Below are 17,753 nucleotides of genomic sequence, written 5' to 3' on the forward strand. Positions count from 1 at the left end.
TCAAGGCGCGATACCCGCGAGCGGAGCAAACAGGTCATCGCTGTCTTCGCGCAGCTCACCGGCGCGGCGTTCGCCGTGGGCATGCCGACGGACCACATCGTCCCAGGCCTCGACCTGGCGCTGGCGCTGGGCATGCACCCCTTGCAAGGCGGCACGAGCCTGCTCCTGGTGCGCCAGGTCCGCGTGCGCCCGGTCGATGCCGCCGAGCAACGCCTGCTGGTCGTCTTCAAGCTCACCCAGGCGCAGTTGCGCCGCGAGCCAGGCACTGACCGACAGGCCCTCGCTGAAGCGGCCATAGAGCTTCTCGGCCTCGCGGGCAGCAGCCTCGCGGTGCAGGTGCAGGCGCTCACGGGCGTCGTCCAGGGCCGCATGGCTTTCCCGGCAGCGCACGCGCTGCGCGGCCAACTGGCTGCTGGCGCGCTGCTCGCGCAGTTGCCGCAGGGCTTGCAGGTTTTTCAGGTCGTGGGCGTTCATCGGCGCTTGCTCCTCATGCCAATACCTTGCGCATATGGTCCAGGGTCTGTTGCGCGCCAGCCGGCTGGTCGGCCGCCTGGCGCAGGAAGGTCTCGATGGCGCTGTGCCGGGCGATGGCCTCGTCGGCCAAGGGGTCGCTGCCCGCGGCGTACTCGCCGATGCGCACCAGCATCTCGATATCGTTATGCCGCGCCATCAACTCGCGCATGCGCATCGCCAGGGTGCGCTGCTCGCGGCTGGCCACCTGCTCCATGAGGCGGCTGCGGCTGCGCAGCACGTCGATGGCGGGGAAATGGTTGCGCTGGGCCAGTTCGGCGCTGAGCACCACGTGGCCGTCGAGGATCGAGCGGGCCTCCTCGGCCACAGGGTCGGTCGCCGCGTCGCCTTCGGTCAGCACGGTGTACAGCGCAGTGATGCTGCCGCGCTGGGCGGGGCCTGCGCGCTCCAGCAGGCGCGGCAAGGCGGAGAAGAACGATGGTGGGTAGCCACGACGGGTCGGTGGCTCGCCCACCGCCAGGCCGATCTCGCGCTGGGCGCGGGCGAAGCGGGTCAGGCTGTCCATCAGCAGCAGCACGTCGCGGCCCTGATCGCGGTGGTACTCGGCCAGCACCGTGGCCACGTAGGCGGCTCGGACGCGCTCGGCAGCAGGCCGGTCGGAGGTGGCCACCACCGCCACGGTGCGTGCACGGGCCTCGGCACCGAGCTGCACGTCGAGCAGCTCGCGCACCTCGCGGCCGCGCTCGCCGATCAGGCCGATCACCACCACGTCGGCGCTGGTATTGCGGACCATGCTGGCCAACAGCGACGACTTGCCCACGCCGGGTTCCCCGAACAAGCCCATGCGCTGGCCACGGCCAAGGGTCAGCAGGCCGTCGATGGCCCGCACCCCGACCCACAGCGGCTGCTCGATCACCTGGCGGGCGAACGGCTCGGGCGGCTCGGCTTGCAGCGGGTAGCGCTGCAAGGTGCCGACCGGTGGCTGGCGATCGCCATCGAGGTAATCGCCCATGGGGCTGACCACCCTGCCCAGTTGCGCATCGCCCACGCTCACCGCCATGGCCGCGCCGGTGGCGGTGATCTCGGTGCGGGTGGACAAGCCCTCCAGCGAGCCGATAGGCGAAAGGATCGCCTCGTCGCCGTCGAAACCGATCACCTCGGCGGCCAGCATGCGCCCAGTGGACGGGTCGTGCAGGCGGCACAATTCGCCAATGCGCACCCCCGCCACGCTGGCCCGCAGCAGCACGCCACGAATGCTGCGAATGGTGCCCTTCATCGGCCTCGGGCGCGCTTCGGCCAGGCGCGCCTGCAAGCGCGGCAGCACGGTATCGAGGCTCACGCTGCCCCCTCGTCGAAGGGCAGCAAGCCTCGGCGCAATGCCTGCAGCTGCGCATCCAGGCCCAGTTCCACCGAGCCGACCGCGCAGCCCAGGCGCGCCTGGCCCGCGTGCAACTGGTCATCGGGCTCCAGCGTGACGGCGGCCAGCCCCTCGGGCTCGGCCAGCAGGCGCTGGCGCACCGCCGCCACCTCATGGGATGGCACGAACAGCGTCAGGGCCTGATCCTGGCGAAACGCGAGCAATGCCTTGCGCGTGCAGCCCAGCACCCGCTCGGCATCGTCCATGCCCTGCAACACCTCACGGGCGATGCCCAGAGCCAGGTCGGCCAGGGCGCTTTCCAGGCCGGCCAGGTAGGCGTCGACCTGGGCCTGGGTCTGCACCAGCAGCGTACTCACTGCCTCGGCGCCTTTCGCCCGGCCGGCCTCGAAACCTTCGGCGCGGGCCTGTTCGAGCCACTGGGCGCTGTCCTGACGCACGCGCTCGGCTTGCTCCCGGGCCGCTTGCAGGTAGGCGTGGCCATCGGTCCACAACTGCGCCTGGGCGGCACGCAGGATACGTGCGGCTGGGCGGCTTGGCAGTTCGCTCATGGCGCCAGCTCCTCGTCAGGCGTGGCCAGCAGGCCTGCCACCCGGCGCACCAGGCTTGGGTCTATCGCCTTGGACGAGGCCTCGGTGTGCGGTTGCGGCAGGCGCAACAACAGCCACTCGCGCAGCGACTGCGGCTGGCTGTGCAGCCAGTCCTGCACGCAGCGGGCGCCATCGGCCTCGATGGCCGCCAGCAGGTCGTCGGGCTGGCGCAGCAGGTCTGGGGCGCCGCTCCATTGCCGGTGCGCCAGCGCCAGGCTGAACACCTCCTGGCCAAGGCCCTGGCGCAGGTGCTCAACCACCTCGCGGCGAATCTCCCGGCCCAAGGCCGCGCCATGCCAGATTGCCCCGCACAGCCGCGGCAGGCGGGCGAACACCTCTGGCGACAGCAGCAGCACTGGCAGGTCCTGGGCCAGTGGTTCGGGCAGTTGCGCGATGGGTTGCAAGCGGTAGGTGCGCAGCAGCAGGGTCAGCAGCCGCGCTTGGAAACGGGGAGCCTTGAGCAATGCCTGCACCTGTGTCGGCGCCACTTCGTCGGCGAAGCAGGCGGCCAGATGACGACGGTCGATAAACGCCAGTGGCTCGGCCAGCAGCGCCTGCCATTGCGCAAGCGCGTTCATGGGGCCTCCGGCAGACGGTACAGGGACTGGGCACGGCGCTGGCTCCAGTGCTGCCAGCCCAGTACACCGCCCAAGGCCAACGCCAGCAGCAGGCTGCCGCCGAGCAGCAGACGTGCCCAGGCCAGGTCGTCCTGCATCAGCCAGATGCCCATGAAGCGCGTCATGCGCGGCTGGCCCCGGGCTTCGCGCGGCACACCGGCGGCCTTGATCGCGGTCACCGAAACGCCGTCGTAAGCCAACCCGGAGATGCCGTTGGCCACCAGGGTCTTGATCTGTGGGATCAGCGGGTTGATGTCGGTAGTGGCGTCATAGCGCACCAGCACCGAGGCGGACGACGGCGAGATGACCCGCTTGAGCAGGTCGTTGTCCGGCAGTACCACGTGCACCCGCGCCGAGACGATGCCGTCGATCTGCGAAACGCTGTGCGACAGCTCCTCGCTCAAGGCATAGACCATCTGCGCACGCTCCTGCACTGGCGAGGACACCAGCCCGTTGCTCTTGAACACCTGGCCAAGGTTGGAGAACTGCTGCCCCGGCAAGCCGGCTTCGTCCAGGCGCGCCATGGCCTCGGCGAAGCGTCGCTCGTCGACGACGATCTTCAGCTGGCCATTGTCCTGAACCTTGCGCGTAGCCGGGATACCCTCGCGCAGCAACACCGCGAGCATGGCATTGGCCTCGCGTTCGCCGAGGTTGCTGTACAGGTCCATCTCGCAGGCCTGCAACAAGCCGGCCAGGGCGACGACGATCAACAGGCGCGAAGCGCGACGGGCCATGGGGTCATTGTCCTTTGAGCAAGGTATTGGCAGACCCGGACACCTGGGTCGCCCCACGCACCACCATCTGGGTCTCGATCGAGTAGTCGAACATGCGCCCCAGCGACTGGACGATCTGGTCCATCTGCGGGTCGCCGACCTTGCGCCCGCCCTCGCCCGCCACGCTGGCGAAGGACGACGGCGAGTGCGGTGGCGCCAGGGCCGGCTGGGTGCCGGCCTGGCCAAGGGTTTCGGCGCGCGCACTGAAGTTGCGCGAGCGGTCGATGAAACCGTCGAGCCGCTGCATCAGGCTTTCGCCGATCTGGTGGGGGCTTGCGCCTTCGGGCATGCCCTTGGCGCCATTGGCCATGTGCTCGAACAGGTTCTGCGAGGCGCCAGGCGCCTGCAGCCCTCCTGAAGGCGGCAGGGCCGCCGTGCTGGCGAGACTGATGCTCATGGCCGTTACTCTTCGTCGTCTTCCGAGGACATCGCCTCGTTCAGGATTTCCTGGATCCTGGGCATGATGATGAACTGCCCGCCGACCATGACCCCGTTGTCGACCAGTGCGCTGGTGAGCTCTTCGTCGCTGATCTGCTCCTTGGATTTGTCCACGGCCGAATTGAACTGGGCCTCGGAGCTGGCAGGGGTGCTGGCGGTGCTGTCGATCGGGGTAACGGCCATGGTGTTTCTCCTTGGGGGATGAGGCGTGGTGAATGATTCAGTGATCGCTGATCGAAATGCCGCGAAACACGCGAATGCCCCGAGCGACGCTCGGCACCTGCGTGGCGGGTTGCTGCTGGGTGTCGAGGTGCTGCTGGATCATGTTCAGGTAGGCCGGCGGGCCGGAAATGTATAGTTCCTCGCCGCCACCGCCCTGGCGCATCGACAGTTGCGAGCCTTTCACGTCGAGCTCGGCCAGGTAGTCGTGCAACGCCTGTGGGTCCAGGCCCGGGCCTCTGCGCACCAGGCGCGTGGCCACCTCGTCGGCGGCGTTGATATAGAGAATGTTGCCGTCGAAGTACCAGGCCAGGCCGTTGCTGTCGCACAGGCGGGTAAGGAATTCGCCGGCCAGCTCGCTGCGCACCGGACTGCGCGCCTTGCCACGGACCTTCTCCGACATCACCACGATCAGCCCCAGGTTGTGGCCGAACTCGTTGAGCGCACCGCGTACGTCCTGGTCGACCAAGGCATAGGCGAAGGGCTCGGCGAACCAGTCGGGCCCATCCAACGGTGCCTGGCCGTGGGCCGGCCAGGCCAACGCCAGCAACAGCGCCATCGCGCCCAGGCCGCCCAAGGGCTTCACGGATGTGAAATTGCGTGAATGGCCGCCGGCTTGGCCAACCGAGCCGCTAGAATGAACGCCCCTGCGCCTAGCCGAGCCTTGCCCATGCCGAACCGCTTGCCGTCCACCCTGCTTCTGCTGGCCAGCGCCTTGCTGGCTGCCTGCTCCAGCCAGCCACGCCCCGCCGATGACGGCTACGAACGCCTGATGCACCTGGCGGGCGACCTGCAACGCCGCGGCGACAATGCCTCGGCCGCCGCCCTCTTCGAGAACGCCACGCAGCAGCCCGGCCAACACCCCGAGGCCTGGCTGAAGCTGGGTGAGGCCAGCCTGGCCAGCGGCGATGCGCGCACTGCCGAGCGCGCCTACCAGCAGGCCTTGGCGTTGCAGGCGGACAACCTCGATGCGTTGCTCGGCCTGGGTACCGCACAGTTGCACCAAGGCAAGCTGGAGCGCGCGACCGCGGTGCTGGCCCAGGCCGCCGCAACCAGCGACAACCCGCAGGCGTGGAACCGTTTGGGTATCGCGCAGATCTTGCGCGGCCAGGCCAGCGCGGCGCAGACGGCCTTCGACAAGAGCCTGGGCCTGGCCCCGGACGACCTCGACACCCGCTGCAACCTGGCCTTGGCCTACGCCCTGGGCGGCCAGGCGCAGCGGGCGCTGGACACCGTGCGCCAGGTGGCCCGGTCGCCGCGGGCACTGCCCCGGCACCAGCGCAACGAACTGCTGGTGACGGTGCTGGCAGGACGCGAGCAGGACGTTGCGAACCTTGTGCTGGACGACATTGCGGCCAGCGAGCGCCCGGCGCTGCTGGCCGAGGCCCAGCGCATCAAGGCCATTGCCGAGCCACAGGCCCAGGCTCGTGCACTGGGACTGGTGGATGCGCGCTGACGACCGGTTCATCGGCGCTCCTGCGTGTCGGCGCGCGACTGTTGTTCTTCCTGGCGACGACGCAGTTCGGCGCGGTCGTAGCCTTCGATATACACCTGTGCGGCACGGCCCACGGGCGCGGCCATGGTCGGGCCAGTCGGACGGCCCTGGGACAGGTCGGCAGGTTGCTCGACCATGCGCATCAGGGTGAGGTTGTTGGCGCAGCCTGGAGGTAGCAGCGGGACGAAGTCCTCGCCCAGGTCGAAGGCATCCTCGGCAGCGGGCGTGAGGCATTCCACCGGCACCAGGGCGCCGTTGTGGGCCTGGCGCTGGAAATCGCCCGAGTAGGAAGTCGGAGGCAGGTGGGTCTGGCAGCCGCTCGACAGCACCAACAGAACGGCAGCGAATGGCCAGGGCTTCGCCCTGGTTCGCGACGTCCTCAAGGACAACGCTACACCTGTAGGAGCGGGCTTGCCCGCGAACAGGCCGGCAGTTTCGACACACCGCCCCTCGCCCAAATTGCGTTGCAACACGTCCATGCACACCCTCGAATCAATTCATGTAAAAGCCGAACTTGCCGCCGCTGCGCGGCCCCGCCGACGCCGTGGTAGCGCCGGGCATGGGGTCCATGGGCGTGGCCAGGTCGCGCTGGCGTACCGGCTGCACCAGGTACGGCGTGATCAGGATTACCAACTCGGTTTCATTGCGCTGGAAGCGTTTGGAGCGGAACAGGTTGCCGAGGATCGGCATGTCGCCCAGCATCGGCACCTTCTCCACGTCCTGGCTGCTCTCGCGCTGGAACAGTCCGGCAATGGCGAAGGTCTGGCCGCTGCCCACTTCGACCCGCGTGTCGGCGCGCCGCACGCGGAACGACGGCACCCGGTAGCCGGCCACCTCGGTCGCTTCCGAGCCCATCAGGCTGCTGACCTCGGGGCGCACCTGCAACGCGATGCGCCCATTCGGCAGCAAGGTCGGGCTGAACAGCAGCGACACACCGAAGGGCTTGTACTCGATCCCCACCAGGTCGCGGTTCACCGGCACCGGTACCGCCACCTCGCCGCCGGCCAGGAAACTCGCGGTCTGCCCGGTCATGGCGGTGATGTTGGGCTCGGCGAGAATTTCCAGGATGCCGTTGCCTTGCAGTGCCTCAAGGATGGCGTCGACATTCACGTTGCCCGAGCTCAGGCCGGCACTGATCACGTTCGAAGCGCCGCTGGCGGCGTCGGCAGCCAGCCTGCCGCCGGTGAGCAGGCCGAAGGAGAAGGTGCCGTTGTTGAACAGCGCGTTCCAACTCACGCCATAGCGCAGCAGCTCGGAGCGCGACACTTCGGCGAAGCGCACACGGATGTTGACCTGGGCGGCGCCTGGGTAGGTGGCACTGTTGAGCGCCGGCACCTGGGCCTGGTTGTCGAGCAGGGCATTCAGGTCACTGGCCTCGCCCACGCTCTGCACACTGCCCTTGGCCACCAGCTGGTTGCCCACGGCACTGACCTGGGCGCCGCTTTGCGGGTGCAGCGCCTGCAACGGGCGGCTCACGGCCTGGGTCGGGCTGTTCACCGAGACCCCCAGCACCGCCAGTTGCGTGCCCGCCTCGTCGAGGGCGATCAGGCTGGTTTGCCCTGGGGCCTTGCCGAACAGGTAGATGACCCCGGCCGACACCACCTGAAGGTCGGCCACGCCTGGTTCGGCCAACAATACCGAGGCCACCGGGGCCTGAAAACGCAGAATGCGTCCCTCGCCAGCGGCCAGGTCCACGGTGCCACGACTGCCCGGTGCCAGGTCCTGGGCGGCAACTGAAAGCGACCAGGCCAGCCCGGCCAGCACCAGGCCCACACAAAACGCCATACGCAGGAAACCGTTCATGAAGCACTCGCCGTGGAAGTGACAGGGGTGTCGCGTCGTGCCTGGCCTTCACCCTGTTCCAGGGTGCCGACGGCCTGTACGTTGTACTCGCCTGCCAATTCTCGGAACGACAGCACCGCCAGCTCCAGGTCGCCGCGCAGCACCAGCCAGCGCAGGTGTCGACGCAGCTCCGGATGCACCAGCAGCACGCTGCGGCGGTCATCAGGCAGGCGTTCGCAGGCCTGGCGCAGTTGTGCGAGCAAGCCACGGTTGGCCTGCTCAGGTATGCGGTCGTTACCGGCCTCCTGGCGACGCAGGGCGGTGCGCAGTTGCTGCTCGAGCATGGGCGCCATCACCAAGGCACTGATCACCCGGTTGCGGTCGGCGTGCTGATGACTGATCTGCCGCGCCAGCGCCGCGCGCAGGTGCTCGGCCAACTGCCCGGCATCGGCATCGCGCCCGCCCCAGTCGACCATCGCTTCGAGCAGCGCCCGCTGGTTGCGGATCGACACACCCTCGCTCACCAGATGGCGCAAGGCCTCGGCCATGCGCTGCAGCGACAGGTTGCGCAGTGCCTCCTTGATCAGCTCGCCATAACTGCCTTCGTTACGCTCGAGCAAGGCACGGGTTTCCTGGATGCCGAGGAAATCCGCGGCGTAGCGGCGCAAGGTGCGCTCCAGCACGGCGCGCAGCAGTTCCTCGGGCAGCATGAAGCCCACGCCGGCCTGCTCCAGGCGTGACTGGTGCGAGCGCTCGACCCAATGCGCGTTGCGCCGGGTCAGCGGCGAGTCGGCCTCAAGTAACGGCACTTCCAGCAGCTCGGCGTTCACCGGGTCGTCGCGTAGCAGCAGGCAGTCGGTGGGCAGCTCGCCCTCGCTGACCGGTACGCCTTCAAGCTCGATGACGAAGCGCTGTCCAGGAAACTGTCCATCGACATGAATGGCAGCCACGGGCACCTCGATACCCAGCTCGTCACGCAATTCGAAGCTCAACGCCTCGAAACGCTGGCGCAGCGGCTGTGTCGGAGCGCTGGCTGCCAAGCCTGGCCCGAGCACCATCAGCACACGGCAATCCAGTGGCTTGCTGGTCGGTGCGACAGGCTCGGCCGGCAAAGGCTCTGGCTCTTCCACCGGCACGACCTCGTCGTCCACAACCTCCAGAGCCGCACGCGCCTCGCGCCGCGCCAGCATGAAGGCAGCGCCACCCAGCAACGCCGACAGGCTGATGAACACGGCCGCAGGAAAACCTGGCAGCAGGGCAACGCCCAGCAGGATCAACGCGGTCAGCGCCAAGGCCCGGTGGCTGGCACCCAGCTGGCGTACGATCTCGCTGCCCAGGTCGCCACTGGCGCCGTCGCTGTTGACCCGTGTCACCACGGTGCCCGCAGCCACGGAAATCAACAGCGCGGGAATCTGCGCGATCAACCCGTCACCCACGGTGAGCAACGAATAAGCGTGCACCGCCTCGCCGAACGGCATGTCGCGCTCGACCATGCCGATCAGCATCCCACCCAGCAGGTTCACCGCCAGGATCACCAGGCCCGCGATGGCATCGCCCTTGACGAATTTCATCGCCCCGTCCATCGCCCCGAACATCTGGCTCTCGCGCTCCAGCCGCGAGCGGCGACGACGCGCCTCGGCCTGGTCGATGTCGCCGTTGCGCAAGTCGTTGTCGATGCTCATCTGCTTGCCGGGCATGGCATCGAGGGTAAAGCGCGCGGCCACTTCCGCCACCCGCTCGGCGCCCTTGGTGATGACCACGAACTGCGCCACGGTGATGATCAGGAACACCACCAGGCCCACCACCACCTGGCCTGCGATGACGAAATCGCCGAAGGCCTTGACGATATGCCCGGCATCGCCATCGAGCAGAATCAACCGCGTGGTGGTGATCGAGAGCGACAGGCGGAACAGGGTGCTCAGCAGGATCAGCGGCGGCAGCGCGGAGAACTCCACCGAATGGGAAATGTAGAAGGCGACGATGAGGATCAGCAGGCTCAGGGTGATGTTCAGGGCGATGAGGGTGTCGACCAGGTAGGTCGGCAGCGGGATGATCATCATCGCGATGGCCATCAGCATGAACGACACGATGACCACGTCGCTGCGCTGCGAGGCTGCGCGGGCCAGTCCGTTGAGGCGCTCGAGCAGGCTCATGTAGCCACCTTGCGCGCCGCCAGGTAGCGCTTGAAGCACTGGCGTGCCTCGTCCTTGCGCGCGGCGCGCCACAGGGCGTGACTACGCAGCAGCAGCAAGGCAGCCGAATCGCCTTCCTGGGCCACCGCGCGGTCCAGAACGTTGAGCGCGCGCTCGGCATCGCCACTGTCGGTAAAGGCCATGGCCAGCTGGCGCAGCAGTGCGCCGTCGCTGGGCGCCATCTGTGCGGCAATCAGCAACATCACCAGGGCCCGCTGTGCCTGGCCACTGCGCCGGTAGAGGTCGCCCAGGCCCTTGAGCAACTCGATGCTGTCGTGGTGTTCGCGCGCTTTCATGGTTGCTGCACCTCGGCACGTTGCTGGGCCAGCGACTGGCGCAGGTGCACCTCTTCGCGCAGCAGGTCTTCGGCCAGTACGCGCACTTCAGGTTCGGTATCGAGCCCGGGCAGCACTTCGTCCAGCAGGTATTGCAGAAGTGCCTGCGCACGGTTGCCAGCGAACAGCTCGGGGTTGATCGCCTCGCAGCCCAGGGCCTGCTCCAGTTCGCCACGCAACGAGCGACGGCCAGCCTGCCCACGCTTGCCCAGCAGCGCCTCGAAGCGGGCATTGGCACGCGCCTGTACCGGGCGCACCGCCGCGACAGCGGAGGCTTTCTCGGAAGGCGTCGGCAGCAGTGGCCGAGGATCGACTCTCATAAGGTCAAGGTGAAGCGTTCTTCACCCCTGGCCAGCACCACCTGGTCGCTGTCGATGCGCTCCAGCAGCCAGCCATCGGACAATTCCGCACCGGGGTACAGGCGCTTGCCGCCGTCGCCGACCACGTAGGGGTGTTCGCCGAACCACACGGCCTGGAAGTACACCCTTGGCTTGGCGACGTCGGCATGTACGGATACCTGGCTGTGCAGCATCACCTGCTGGCCGAAGCGTTGGTCGAAGGCTTGGCGCAGCTCGACCCAGCGGCTTTTCTGGGCCGCCTCGTGGCGCCCGCTGGCGACCAGTTGGCCGCCGGCTTCGCTGACATTGACGCCATTGAAGCCGTTGACGCGCAGTTGTTGCTCGAACCACGAACGGGCATCGCTGAGCGTGGCCTGCTGTGGCGCACGCGGCACTGGCGAAACGCTGTTCACCTGGGAAATTTCGCTTTCGCCACGAAAGGCAAAGGCGAAGGCGCAGATGAACATCAGCCCCAACGCCAGCAACAGGTTTGGCCTGGCGAAGCCGGCCGGACGCTGGCTGGATGCAGTGCGCCTGGGCGCTGGCGGATCCAGGCACAGCCGTGCTTCGCCGAGGCGGATGCGCAGCGGCAGTCGGCCGCGATAGCCACTGCCCAGAGGCACCCGGGTCGAACGCCCCAGGCGGTCCTCGACCTCCACCTCGCCCGCCAGGGCCTCGACGGCGACCTTGTCATCGTCCAGGCACAACGCCAGGTGCCCAGGGGCGATACCTGGGTCGGTCAGAATGAAATCGTCATCGGCGCTGCTGCCCAGGGTATGGCGCGTGCCCTCCAGAACGATGCGACCGCCCTGGTGCAGGCCTTGGGTGATGCTGAGCACAGGCCTGGCCGATGCTGCACGGCCACTGATGGAAACGGGAGAGGCAAGAACGGTCATGGGCGGATCACCACCGTGAAGCCCGCCGACAGCGAGGTGTCAGCAGCCTTGGCATGGAATTCTTCTGGGTAACGCATTCGCTGCAAGGGGTGCGCGGGCGGCACAAGCACCGCCCGCACGCCAACGTCAGTTCTGCGGACGTTGCTTGGTAGCGTCGAGCTCAGCCTTTTTCGCAGTGGTCACCTCGGTGATTTTTGCCGACTTCTCGATAGCCATGTTGAAGGTGGCTTCCATCTTGGCGATGGATGCATCAGCGCCGCCGCCGGAACTTGCTGGAGGTACGTTGCTCATCGTGAAACTCCTTCGAGGGGGGGGGGGTAGGTTCATAGGCCGCGTCGCGGCTAAAGTGAAGCCTGTGCCGCAGGGCAGTGAGCTCTGCGGAACGGGGCTCATGTTAGGCAGCCGGTTTCGGCCACTGCTGTGAAACGTTGTGAAAGGTCATGAAGCGCAGGCGGCGAGTAGCGTTTTAACGAGCGTCTGCCTTGAGACGGTCGGCGTTGTCGAGGTCGGCGAGCGGCGAGAGTATCCGGCGGTCGAAGGTGTCTATCGCAGCCAGGCTGCGCACCCGCTGCGGCCAGTCGGCATGGGTCAGGGCGCCGCGCCCCAGGGTGACCATGTCGGCCTCGCCCGAGGCGAGCAAGGCGACGGCGCGCTCAGGGTCGTGCAGCGAGCCATTGGCCAACACCGGCAGGCCGCCATGACGCTTGGCCAGGGCCGCAAGGCTCAGGCCTTGCTCGAACGCGGGTTGCCAGGCCTCGAACTCGGTGGTGTGCAGATAGTCGAGCGGCAGTTGCCCGAGCAGCTCGTAGATGTCGGCAGCTTCTTCCTGGCCGCGCCACTTGTGCGTGAAGTCGTTGACCTTGCCTTGTGAACTGCGCAAACCAACGATGAAGTCGTCGCCCACTGCGGCACGCACCGCCTTTACCGTTTCCAGGGTGATGCGCAGTCGCTTGGCGACTTCGCCGCCATAACCGTCGGTGCGCAGGTTCACGCCCTCGGTCAGGAACTGGTCGAGCAGGTAGCCATTGGCGCCATGGATTTCCACGCCGTCGAAACCCGCCTCCCGCGCCCGCAGCGCGGCTGCCGCGAAACCTGCAACCGCTTCGTCGATCTCGGCCTGGGTCATGGCCTGCGGCAGCGGGTAGTCGCCAACTCCACGATAGAAGCCCATCTGCTGCCCGACCGGCCGCTTGGCCGAAGGGCCGCGGGTATCGGTGACGAAGCGGTTGCCCTGGGAAAGCGCCCCGGCGTGCATCAATTGGGCGACGATGCGTGCGCCAGCTGCGTGGACACGTTCCACCACCGGCCGCCAGGCCTCGCGCTGCGCGACATTGGCCAGGCCCGGCTGATGAAAGTAGCCCTGCGACCAGCGCTCGTCGGTATAGATACCCTCGGTGATGACCAGGCCGAAGCCGCCCTCGGCGAAGCTTGCGTAGTACAGCGCCATGCGCGCCGTGGCGTCCCCTGATTGCGTGGCGCTGACCCGTGTCATGGGCGCGACTGCCATGCGGTTTGCGAGCGTGAGCGCGCCGAGTTTCAGCGGTTCGAACAGCTGGGTGGTCGCGCTCATGTCAGTGCCCCTGCGCCGCTGGAACGGCCGCGATGGCCTCGATCTCGATCATCACCTCGGGGTGATAGAGCGCCCGCACTTCGGCGATGGTATCGGCCGGATAGGGGGCGCTGAAGAACTGGCGACGCAGTTCGATGACGTCATTGAAGTTATTCATGTCAGTCACGAAGATGGTCACTTTGATGACCTGGTCCAGGCTCGAGCCACCGGCTTCAAGCGCACGGCGCAAGTTGGCGAAGGCCTGCTCGCCCTGGGCACGGAAGCCGCCCTCGACGATCTTGCCGTCGTCGCCAGCACCGGCCTGGCCGGAGACGAACAGCAGGTTGCCGAAGCGAATGCCTTGTGAAAGCAGGTATGGCGCGTAATTGTCGGGGGTGGTGATAACACGTTCGAGTTTCATCGTCTTGCTCCAGTACGTGAGGTTGCCAGTTGCCGAAGGTGGCTTCCGGGGTCATGTGTAGAGCTATAAGATCGACGTTCACGGCCAGGCCGACAAACGTTCAATTATCACCCGATAGATGAGGTAATTTCAGCCATGCGGCGCCTCCCCCCGTTGTCTACGCTGCGCGCCTTCGAGGCCGCCGCCCGACATGGCAGCTTCAAGCAGGCCGCCCATGAGCTTTCGGTCACGCCCACGGCCATCAGCCACCAGGTACGTGCACTGGAAGAGCACCTGGGGCTGGCATTGTTCGAGCGGCGCGTACGCAAGGTCGTGCTGACCGATGCCGGCGCTCGGCTCTACCCGGTACTGCGCGAAGGCTTCGATGCGTTCGTCCGGGTGATCGAGCGCATCACGCCCCGGCAAGGCCGTGCGCAGGTAACGGTGTCGGCGACGCTGGCGTTCACCGCGCGCTGGCTGGTGCCTCGGGTCACCGCGTTTCATGCCCAGCATCCGCAGATTGCGTTGCAGCTTCAGGCGTCCGACGAGGTGGTCGACCTGGATGCCGCTGGTGTCGATATCGCGATCCGCTACGGCAAGGGTCCCTATCCCGGCTTCGACGTGGTGCCGCTGTTCGCCGATCGCTTCGCGCCAGTGGCGAACCCGCTGCTGCAGGTCGAATCGGTAAGCGACCTGTCGCAGCGTCCGCTGATCGACTTCCAGTGGCGACGCAAGCACCGTGACAACCCGACCTGGGCGCGCTGGTTCGCCGAAGCGGGGCTGGATGAGCCGAAGGAGGCGCCGCTGCTGGGTTTTTCCGATGAGAGCCATGCCATACAGGCGGCGGTGGCGGGCCAAGGGGTGGCGTTGGTAAGCCTGGCGCTGGTACGCGATGAGCTGGCGGCTGGGCAGTTGGTGCAACCGTTCGAGCAGACCATTACCGGGTTTCGGCATCATCTGCTGACGCGGCGGGGGGAGACTGGCGGGGCGGTGGCAGCGGTGGCTGCCTGGCTGGTGGGGCAGAGTGAGGGGTAAGCCTTGCAATGAGTGCACTGAAAAACTAAAGCGCAGACCCGCAAACACCCCTATCGCTCTCCCGCGCCCTACCCCTGCGCCTGCAAGAACAACGAAAACAGCTCCGACTGCGACTTGATCCCAAGCTTGCTGTACATGTGCTTGCGGTGCACTTTCACCGTCTCGGCGGAAATCGCCAGCTTGCGGGCGATTTCCTTGCTCGAGCAGCCGCTGAGCATCAAGCGCCCCACCTCCAGCTCGCGCGCGGTCAGGGGTGTTTGCAGTGCCTCGACGGTTTCCTCAAGTCGGCTTTGCCAACGCGGCGCCGGGGCGCTGGCCTGTTCCAGCAATTCACGTTCGAACGCCATGCGCTGGCGCATCAGGCCCGCCACCCATGGCCGCAACAGCTCGAGCAAGGCCACCTGCTCCGGGGTGAAACGGCCCTTGCTGCCCAGCGACAGGCACAGTGTGCGTTCGGCATCGAGTTGCACATTGAACTGCACTTCGTCGGCCACCACATTGAGGCGGAAATAGCGCTGGTAGTAGTCGGTCTGCTCGAAACATTCCGGGGCCACGTCGCCCAACTGGAACAGCCCGCTGCCCGGCGCTTCGCGGCTGGCGATGTAAAACGGGTCGAGCAGGTAGAGACCTTTGAGGTAGTCCTGGAACAGCGGGTCGGGGCCGCCATCCTCGGCAGCGCATTCGGCGAACACCTGGGGGCGGCCATTGCTGAACAGCAACGCCACCCAGCTGTCGAACGGCACGTAGCGCTTTAGCAGGCGCACCTGGGCAAGCCAGAAGCCTGGCGTATCCAAGGTTTCGATCAACTGCCCTACCCCGCGGTGCCAGGCCAGGTCCTGTAGCGAAAGGTTCATGCCTCTACCCCTGTTGGGTTACCACATGGGCGTAATTACCCAGGCGCGATGGCCAACTGCATACTCGGCGCATTCTGACCGGTTTTGGTCGTACGGTCATGTCTACGTACAGGAGCTGCAATGAAGGTCGAACTCGTGCAACTGGCCGGTCGCGATGGCGACACCGCCTACAACCTGGAGCGCACCCTGGCGGCAATCCACGCCTGCCCTGCGGGCACCGACCTGGTGGTGTTCCCCGAGACCCAGTTGATGGGCTTTCCCACCGAGGTCAATGTCGCCCAGGTCGCCGAGCCTTTGCATGGCCCCAGTGTGCGCGCCGTGCAGCAGGCTGCGAAAGCCCGTGACGTCGGTGTGGTGCTGGGCATGGCTGAAGCCGCCGATGATGGCCGGTTCTACAACACTACCTTGCTGGTGACTGCCGACGGCATCGCGTTGAAGTACCGCAAGACCCACCTGTGGGCCTCAGATCGCGGCCTGTTCGACCCCGGCGACCGCTACGCCACCACGCTGTTCAAGGGCGTGCGGGTGGGCTTGCTGATCTGCTTCGACATCGAGTTCCCCGAAAGCGCGCGGGTCTTGGGCCAGCTGGGCGTGGAGCTGATTCTGGTGACCAACGGCAACATGGACCCCTACGGCCCTACGCACCGCACCGCCATCTGCGCCCGAGCCATGGAGAACCAGGCGTTCGCGGTGATGGTGAACCGGGTTGGCGAGGGTGATGGCGGGTTGGTGTTCGCCGGCGGCAGTGCGGTGGTCGACCCCTATGGCCAGGTGCTGTGCGAGGCCGGGCGCGAGGAATGCCGGCTGGGCATGACGCTTGACCTGAAGCAGTTGGAGGTAGCGCGGCGCGACTACAGCTACCTGAGCGAACGGCGTTTCGTGTTGCCGGGCGAAGTACGCGAGCACGGCAGCGGGTTGCGTGAGCTGGTCATCGCCCCCTGAGCTGCGTTGATAGAGAAAACTACAAAAGCTCTTTGCGGCCAGGGATGCCGCCTTTGCGTCGATTTCGACTCTGCATAACAAACATAAATTGGAGTACGCAGTAATGGCTCGACTCAAGCGAACCCTTTCCCTGGGTGCGGTGGTGCTGTTCGGCATCGCCTACATGACCCCGATCATCGTCCTCGGCACCTTCGGCATCCTCGCCGACACCACGGGCGGGCTGGTGCCTTCGGCCTATCTGGTGGCTTCCATCGCCATGCTGTTCACGGCCCTGAGCTACAGCCGCATGGCCGCAGCCTTTCCGGTGGCCGGCTCGGCCTATACCTACGTGCGCCAGTCCATCAGCCCGAAGCTTGGGTTCCTGGCGGGCTGGGGCGTGCTGCTGGACTACCTGTTCCTGCCCATGGCGATCTGGCTGATCGGCGCGGCCTACCTGCACTCAGCGTTCCCGCAGGTGCCCCAGGCGGTGTGGGTGCTGACGTTCATCGGTGTGACGACGGCCATCAACGTGGTTGGCCTGCGCCTGGCGAAGAACATCAATGGGGTGTTGATGCTGGTGCAGTTCCTGGTGCTGGCGGCGTTTGTGGTATTGGCGGTGCACTATGTGCTGGGCGATGGGGGCAAGCCGCTGTGGTCGCTGGAGCCGTTCTTGAAGGAGGGTGTGCAGCTGCCGTTGATCATGAGTGGTGCGGCGATCGCCTGCTATTCGTTCCTGGGCTTCGATGCGGTGAGTACGCTGACCGAGGAGACGCATGAGCCGCGCAAGAACATCCCTCGGGCGATCTTGCTGATTACCTTGATCGGTGGCTGTATCTTCATTGCGACGAGCTATTTCGTGCAGCTCGCCCACCCTTCCAGTGCGTTCGAGAATGCTGACTCGGCGGCCTACGAGATCGCTCGAAACATCGGTGGCGATGTGTTCGTCAGCTTGTTCCTGATTGGGCTGATCGTGGGGCAGTTCACGTCGGGTCTTTCTGCCCAGGCGAGTGCTTCGCGGTTGCTGTTCGCCATGGGGCGTGATGGGGTGTTGCCGAAGGGGTTCTTCGGTCGGCTTAGCGAGCGTTTTGGTACGCCGGTGGGCAGCATCGTGCTGTGTGGTGTGGTGGCGTTGCTGGCGTTGCGGATGGATGTGACGACGTCGACTTCGTTTATCAACTTCGGGGCGTTCCTTGCGTTCAGTCTGGTGAATTTGTCGGTGGTCTTTCATTACTGGATCGGCCAGGGGCGGCGTGGGTTGCGTGGGACGTTAATGTTTCTGGTGTTCCCGCTGGTGGGGTTGGCGGCGGACTTGTGGTTGATGGTCAGTCTCGATCATTTGGCGATTTACCTGGGGTTGGGGTGGCTGGCCGTTGGGGTGTTGTACCTGGCGGTGTTGACGGGTGGTTTCCGTAGGCAGCCGCCGCAGTTGCACTTCGAGGAAGCCTGACTGCTCTCGCCTCGCTTGCTCTGCTC

General features: G+C 66.4%; 22 protein-coding genes. 4 read left to right on the forward strand and 18 right to left on the reverse strand.

Going from position 1 to position 17,753, the window contains the following annotated elements:
- From RAC97_RS12055 to RAC97_RS12090, 8 genes are read right to left on the reverse strand one after another with little or no spacing between them, the layout of a single operon-like run.
- The gene (locus RAC97_RS12055; RefSeq protein ID WP_375099512.1) at positions 1 to 474 is read right to left on the reverse strand and encodes a hypothetical protein; all 474 of its coding nucleotides are present in this window, start codon (positions 472 to 474) and stop codon (positions 1 to 3) included.
- A gap of 13 nt (positions 475 to 487) precedes the next feature.
- A complete protein-coding gene (locus RAC97_RS12060; RefSeq protein ID WP_375099513.1) occupies positions 488 to 1,810 on the reverse strand; it encodes a FliI/YscN family ATPase in 1,323 nt (440 codons plus the stop codon).
- Positions 1,807 to 2,397, reverse strand: coding sequence for a FliH/SctL family protein (locus tag RAC97_RS12065; RefSeq protein ID WP_375099514.1), 591 nt, complete (start codon positions 2,395 to 2,397; stop codon positions 1,807 to 1,809). The genes RAC97_RS12060 and RAC97_RS12065 overlap by 4 nt, the downstream gene beginning before the upstream one ends.
- The gene (locus RAC97_RS12070) at positions 2,394 to 3,014 is read right to left on the reverse strand and encodes a type III secretion protein (protein WP_375099515.1); all 621 of its coding nucleotides are present in this window, start codon (positions 3,012 to 3,014) and stop codon (positions 2,394 to 2,396) included. Before RAC97_RS12070 ends, RAC97_RS12065 begins: the two co-directional genes overlap by 4 nt.
- Complete coding sequence (sctJ, locus tag RAC97_RS12075; RefSeq protein WP_375099516.1) at positions 3,011 to 3,787, reverse strand: type III secretion system inner membrane ring lipoprotein SctJ; 777 nt, start codon at positions 3,785 to 3,787, stop codon at positions 3,011 to 3,013. The genes RAC97_RS12070 and sctJ overlap by 4 nt, the downstream gene beginning before the upstream one ends.
- Before the next feature lie 4 nt (positions 3,788 to 3,791).
- Positions 3,792 to 4,223, reverse strand: coding sequence for a hypothetical protein (locus RAC97_RS12080; protein WP_375099517.1), 432 nt, complete (start codon positions 4,221 to 4,223; stop codon positions 3,792 to 3,794).
- A 5-nt stretch (positions 4,224 to 4,228) separates the two neighbouring features.
- Positions 4,229 to 4,447: a hypothetical protein gene (locus RAC97_RS12085; RefSeq protein WP_375099518.1), complete on the reverse strand. Its 219-nt coding sequence runs from the start codon at positions 4,445 to 4,447 to the stop codon at positions 4,229 to 4,231.
- A 37-nt stretch (positions 4,448 to 4,484) separates the two neighbouring features.
- On the reverse strand, positions 4,485 to 5,042 hold the full coding sequence (locus RAC97_RS12090) for a type III secretion protein (RefSeq protein WP_375099530.1): 558 nt from the start codon (positions 5,040 to 5,042) through the stop codon (positions 4,485 to 4,487).
- 111 nt (positions 5,043 to 5,153) lie between these two features.
- Between RAC97_RS12090 and RAC97_RS12095 the strand changes: the two genes are divergently transcribed.
- A complete protein-coding gene (locus RAC97_RS12095; RefSeq protein ID WP_375099519.1) occupies positions 5,154 to 5,939 on the forward strand; it encodes a tetratricopeptide repeat protein in 786 nt (261 codons plus the stop codon).
- Between the two features lie 8 nt (positions 5,940 to 5,947).
- Here RAC97_RS12095 and RAC97_RS12100 read toward each other — a convergent pair whose 3' ends face one another.
- From RAC97_RS12100 to RAC97_RS12140, 9 genes are all read right to left on the reverse strand, one after another.
- Positions 5,948 to 6,367, reverse strand: coding sequence for a hypothetical protein (locus RAC97_RS12100; protein ID WP_375099520.1), 420 nt, complete (start codon positions 6,365 to 6,367; stop codon positions 5,948 to 5,950).
- A gap of 103 nt (positions 6,368 to 6,470) precedes the next feature.
- On the reverse strand, positions 6,471 to 7,763 hold the full coding sequence (locus RAC97_RS12105) for a type II and III secretion system protein family protein (protein ID WP_375099531.1): 1,293 nt from the start codon (positions 7,761 to 7,763) through the stop codon (positions 6,471 to 6,473).
- Positions 7,764 to 7,777: 14 nt separating this feature from the next.
- Positions 7,778 to 9,913: a type III secretion system export apparatus subunit SctV gene (gene sctV / locus RAC97_RS12110; RefSeq protein ID WP_375099521.1), complete on the reverse strand. Its 2,136-nt coding sequence runs from the start codon at positions 9,911 to 9,913 to the stop codon at positions 7,778 to 7,780.
- Positions 9,910 to 10,248 carry a tetratricopeptide repeat protein gene (locus RAC97_RS12115; RefSeq protein ID WP_375099522.1) on the reverse strand — a complete coding sequence of 113 codons (339 nt, stop codon included), beginning with the start codon at positions 10,246 to 10,248 and terminating at the stop codon, positions 9,910 to 9,912. The genes sctV and RAC97_RS12115 overlap by 4 nt, the downstream gene beginning before the upstream one ends.
- The gene (locus tag RAC97_RS12120; protein ID WP_375099523.1) at positions 10,245 to 10,607 is read right to left on the reverse strand and encodes a hypothetical protein; all 363 of its coding nucleotides are present in this window, start codon (positions 10,605 to 10,607) and stop codon (positions 10,245 to 10,247) included. The genes RAC97_RS12115 and RAC97_RS12120 overlap by 4 nt, the downstream gene beginning before the upstream one ends.
- On the reverse strand, positions 10,604 to 11,521 hold the full coding sequence (locus tag RAC97_RS12125) for an FHA domain-containing protein (RefSeq protein ID WP_375099524.1): 918 nt from the start codon (positions 11,519 to 11,521) through the stop codon (positions 10,604 to 10,606). The genes RAC97_RS12120 and RAC97_RS12125 overlap by 4 nt, the downstream gene beginning before the upstream one ends.
- Before the next feature lie 126 nt (positions 11,522 to 11,647).
- Complete coding sequence (locus RAC97_RS12130) at positions 11,648 to 11,812, reverse strand: hypothetical protein (protein WP_375099525.1); 165 nt, start codon at positions 11,810 to 11,812, stop codon at positions 11,648 to 11,650.
- A gap of 175 nt (positions 11,813 to 11,987) precedes the next feature.
- Complete coding sequence (locus RAC97_RS12135; protein ID WP_375099526.1) at positions 11,988 to 13,091, reverse strand: NADH:flavin oxidoreductase; 1,104 nt, start codon at positions 13,089 to 13,091, stop codon at positions 11,988 to 11,990.
- Between the two features lies 1 nt (position 13,092).
- Positions 13,093 to 13,491 (reverse strand): RidA family protein, encoded by a 399-nt coding sequence (locus tag RAC97_RS12140; protein ID WP_375099527.1) that lies wholly within the window; start codon positions 13,489 to 13,491, stop codon positions 13,093 to 13,095.
- A gap of 135 nt (positions 13,492 to 13,626) precedes the next feature.
- Between RAC97_RS12140 and RAC97_RS12145 the strand changes: the two genes are divergently transcribed.
- Complete coding sequence (locus tag RAC97_RS12145; protein WP_379671490.1) at positions 13,627 to 14,505, forward strand: LysR substrate-binding domain-containing protein; 879 nt, start codon at positions 13,627 to 13,629, stop codon at positions 14,503 to 14,505.
- A 68-nt stretch (positions 14,506 to 14,573) separates the two neighbouring features.
- On the opposite strand, the gene RAC97_RS12150 is transcribed toward RAC97_RS12145, so the two are convergent.
- Positions 14,574 to 15,359 (reverse strand): response regulator transcription factor, encoded by a 786-nt coding sequence (locus RAC97_RS12150; RefSeq protein WP_375102198.1) that lies wholly within the window; start codon positions 15,357 to 15,359, stop codon positions 14,574 to 14,576.
- Between the two features lie 120 nt (positions 15,360 to 15,479).
- On the opposite strand from RAC97_RS12150, the gene RAC97_RS12155 reads away from it, so the two are divergent.
- Both RAC97_RS12155 and RAC97_RS12160 read left to right on the forward strand, forming a co-directional pair.
- Positions 15,480 to 16,301 carry a carbon-nitrogen hydrolase family protein gene (locus RAC97_RS12155; RefSeq protein WP_375102199.1) on the forward strand — a complete coding sequence of 274 codons (822 nt, stop codon included), beginning with the start codon at positions 15,480 to 15,482 and terminating at the stop codon, positions 16,299 to 16,301.
- Between the two features lie 103 nt (positions 16,302 to 16,404).
- Complete coding sequence (locus tag RAC97_RS12160) at positions 16,405 to 17,727, forward strand: APC family permease (protein WP_375102200.1); 1,323 nt, start codon at positions 16,405 to 16,407, stop codon at positions 17,725 to 17,727.
- Positions 17,728 to 17,753: the final 26 nt, after the last annotated feature.

The sequence above is a fragment of the Pseudomonas sp. LS_2 genome, from assembly GCF_042709235.1.
In the GTDB taxonomy this organism is placed as follows: domain Bacteria; phylum Pseudomonadota; class Gammaproteobacteria; order Pseudomonadales; family Pseudomonadaceae; genus Aquipseudomonas.

What these genes read in the sequence shown, in the direction of transcription:
- RAC97_RS12055 (WP_375099512.1), bottom strand. Translation starts at nt 474, where the DNA reads ATGAACGCCCACGACCTGAAAAACCTGCAAGCCCTGCGGCAACTGCGC.
- RAC97_RS12065 (WP_375099514.1), bottom strand. Translation starts at nt 2,397, where the DNA reads ATGAGCGAACTGCCAAGCCGCCCAGCCGCACGTATCCTGCGTGCCGCC.
- RAC97_RS12070 (WP_375099515.1), bottom strand. Translation starts at nt 3,014, where the DNA reads ATGAACGCGCTTGCGCAATGGCAGGCGCTGCTGGCCGAGCCACTGGCG.
- sctJ (WP_375099516.1), bottom strand. Translation starts at nt 3,787, where the DNA reads ATGGCCCGTCGCGCTTCGCGCCTGTTGATCGTCGTCGCCCTGGCCGGC.
- RAC97_RS12080 (WP_375099517.1), bottom strand. Translation starts at nt 4,223, where the DNA reads ATGAGCATCAGTCTCGCCAGCACGGCGGCCCTGCCGCCTTCAGGAGGG.
- RAC97_RS12085 (WP_375099518.1), bottom strand. Translation starts at nt 4,447, where the DNA reads ATGGCCGTTACCCCGATCGACAGCACCGCCAGCACCCCTGCCAGCTCC.
- RAC97_RS12090 (WP_375099530.1), bottom strand. Translation starts at nt 5,042, where the DNA reads ATGGCGCTGTTGCTGGCGTTGGCCTGGCCGGCCCACGGCCAGGCACCG.
- RAC97_RS12095 (WP_375099519.1), top strand. Translation starts at nt 5,154, where the DNA reads ATGCCGAACCGCTTGCCGTCCACCCTGCTTCTGCTGGCCAGCGCCTTG.
- RAC97_RS12105 (WP_375099531.1), bottom strand. Translation starts at nt 7,763, where the DNA reads ATGGCGTTTTGTGTGGGCCTGGTGCTGGCCGGGCTGGCCTGGTCGCTT.
- sctV (WP_375099521.1), bottom strand. Translation starts at nt 9,913, where the DNA reads ATGAGCCTGCTCGAGCGCCTCAACGGACTGGCCCGCGCAGCCTCGCAG.
- RAC97_RS12115 (WP_375099522.1), bottom strand. Translation starts at nt 10,248, where the DNA reads ATGAAAGCGCGCGAACACCACGACAGCATCGAGTTGCTCAAGGGCCTG.
- RAC97_RS12120 (WP_375099523.1), bottom strand. Translation starts at nt 10,607, where the DNA reads ATGAGAGTCGATCCTCGGCCACTGCTGCCGACGCCTTCCGAGAAAGCC.
- RAC97_RS12125 (WP_375099524.1), bottom strand. Translation starts at nt 11,521, where the DNA reads ATGACCGTTCTTGCCTCTCCCGTTTCCATCAGTGGCCGTGCAGCATCG.
- RAC97_RS12130 (WP_375099525.1), bottom strand. Translation starts at nt 11,812, where the DNA reads ATGAGCAACGTACCTCCAGCAAGTTCCGGCGGCGGCGCTGATGCATCC.
- RAC97_RS12135 (WP_375099526.1), bottom strand. Translation starts at nt 13,091, where the DNA reads ATGAGCGCGACCACCCAGCTGTTCGAACCGCTGAAACTCGGCGCGCTC.
- RAC97_RS12140 (WP_375099527.1), bottom strand. Translation starts at nt 13,491, where the DNA reads ATGAAACTCGAACGTGTTATCACCACCCCCGACAATTACGCGCCATAC.
- RAC97_RS12145 (WP_379671490.1), top strand. Translation starts at nt 13,627, where the DNA reads ATGCGGCGCCTCCCCCCGTTGTCTACGCTGCGCGCCTTCGAGGCCGCC.
- RAC97_RS12150 (WP_375102198.1), bottom strand. Translation starts at nt 15,359, where the DNA reads ATGAACCTTTCGCTACAGGACCTGGCCTGGCACCGCGGGGTAGGGCAG.
- RAC97_RS12155 (WP_375102199.1), top strand. Translation starts at nt 15,480, where the DNA reads ATGAAGGTCGAACTCGTGCAACTGGCCGGTCGCGATGGCGACACCGCC.
- RAC97_RS12160 (WP_375102200.1), top strand. Translation starts at nt 16,405, where the DNA reads ATGGCTCGACTCAAGCGAACCCTTTCCCTGGGTGCGGTGGTGCTGTTC.